Genomic DNA, 1,803 nt, shown 5'->3' with positions numbered 1-1,803 from the left:
CCAGTAGTGCTGGTGTTGGAACGCGTAGGTGGGGAGGTCGAGGACGGGCGGGGCCGGGGTGGTGGCGCCGGTGAGGACATCAGGAGTGGTGTCCACGCCGTACCAGGCTTTCCAGTCCACGGACACACCCGCGGTGAACGCCTGGGCCAGGGCCCGGGCCAGCTGCACCGGACCACCCTGGTCCCGCTGCAGAGTCGGCACGGTGGCCACAGGGACGTCCAGCGCCTGGGCGGTCTCCTGAATGCCCACGCTCAGCACCGGATGCGGACTCGACTCCACCAGCACCCGGTATCCATCGCTCAGCAACGCCTCGACAGCCGTGGCGAACCGCACCTGCTGACGCAGGTTCTCCACCCAGTACGCCGCATCCAGCGCCGTGGACTCCACCCGGCCACCGGTCACCGCCGAATAGAACGCCACAGCCGTCTCAACCGGCGTGACCTGTCCCAACAGCTCGATCAGCTCATCGGCGATGTCATCCACCTGCGGATTGTGAGAGGCATAATCCACATCGACCAGCCGGGCCCGGCCACCGGCCGCCTCAACCGCCGCGACCACCTCCGCCACCGCCTCGGGCGGCCCGGAAACCACCGTCGAACCCGGCCCGTTCACCGCGGCCACCACCACCCCCGCACGACCGCCGATCACCTTCTCGGCCTCCTCCCGACCCACCGCCAACGACGCCATCGCCCCACGCCCCGACAACACCCGCAGCACCTGAGAACGCAGAGCCACCACCCGCGCACCGTCCCGCAGCGTGAGCGCCCCGGCCACCACCGCCGCAGCGATCTCCCCCTGCGAATGCCCCACCACCGCCGCGGGCTCGACACCATACGAACGCCACACCTCCGCCAGCGAGACCATCACCGCCCACAACGCAGGCTGCACCACATCCACCCGCGACACATCCACCGCACCCTCACCCCGCAACACCGCCGTCAACGACCACTCCACAAACGGCGCCAACGCCGCCTCACACTCCGCGATCCGCCCCGCGAACACCGGCGAGGCATCCAGCAACTCCACCCCCATCCCCCGCCACTGGCCACCCTGCCCGGGAAACACCAGTACGGGACCCGCGCCCCCGGCCACCGGTTCCCCGGCCACCACGCCGCCCGAGGGCAGTCCCTCGGCCAGGGCCGTCAGACCGGTCAACAGCTCCGTCCGGTCCTGGCCGACCACCACCGCGCGGTGGTCGTGCACCGCCCGACCGGCCACCAGCGACCAGCCGACCTCCGCCACCTCGTCCACGGTCTCCTGCACGAACTCCGCCAACCGCCCGGCCTGCGCCCGCAGCCCCGCGGCCGACCGCCCCGACACCACCCACGGCACCACCCCGCCCACCGGCGCCGGGCCACAGTCCACGGGAGCGGCGACGTACGGATCCTCCGGAGCCTCCTCCAGAATCACATGCGCGTTCGTCCCGGAGATGCCGAACGCCGAGACGCCCGCCCGCCACGGACGGTCCACCTCCGGCCAGTCGGTGGCCTCGGTGAGCAGTTCCACCGCCCCGCTGCCCCACTCCACATGCGGCGTCGGCGCGTCGATGAACAGGCTGGCCGGCAGCTCCCCGTGGCGCATGGCCATCACCATCTTGATGACACCGGCGGCGCCCGCGGCGGCCTGGGTGTGGCCTATGTTGGACTTGATCGACCCCAGCCACAACGGCCGCTCCGCCGACCGCCCCTGACCGTAGGTCGCCAGCACCGCCTGCGCCTCGATCGGATCACCCAGCGTCGTACCCGTCCCGTGCGCCTCCACCACATCCACATCCGCCGGCGACAGCCGCGCGTTCGCCAGCGC

The 1,803-nt window shown here is 71.7% G+C and carries 1 protein-coding gene; it reads right to left on the bottom strand.

All coding sequences use genetic code 11. From position 1 onward, the window contains the following. Nucleotides 1-1,803 (bottom strand): type I polyketide synthase (locus tag CCN51_RS47160; RefSeq protein ID WP_143676132.1); only part of this gene is annotated, 1,803 nt, incomplete at both ends.

Source organism: Streptomyces milbemycinicus (genome assembly GCF_002154605.1).
GTDB classification, from domain to species: domain Bacteria; phylum Actinomycetota; class Actinomycetes; order Streptomycetales; family Streptomycetaceae; genus Streptomyces; species Streptomyces milbemycinicus.
Note: the sequence above shows the minus strand (reverse complement) of the source record. Positions and strands in the feature narration are given on the sequence as shown.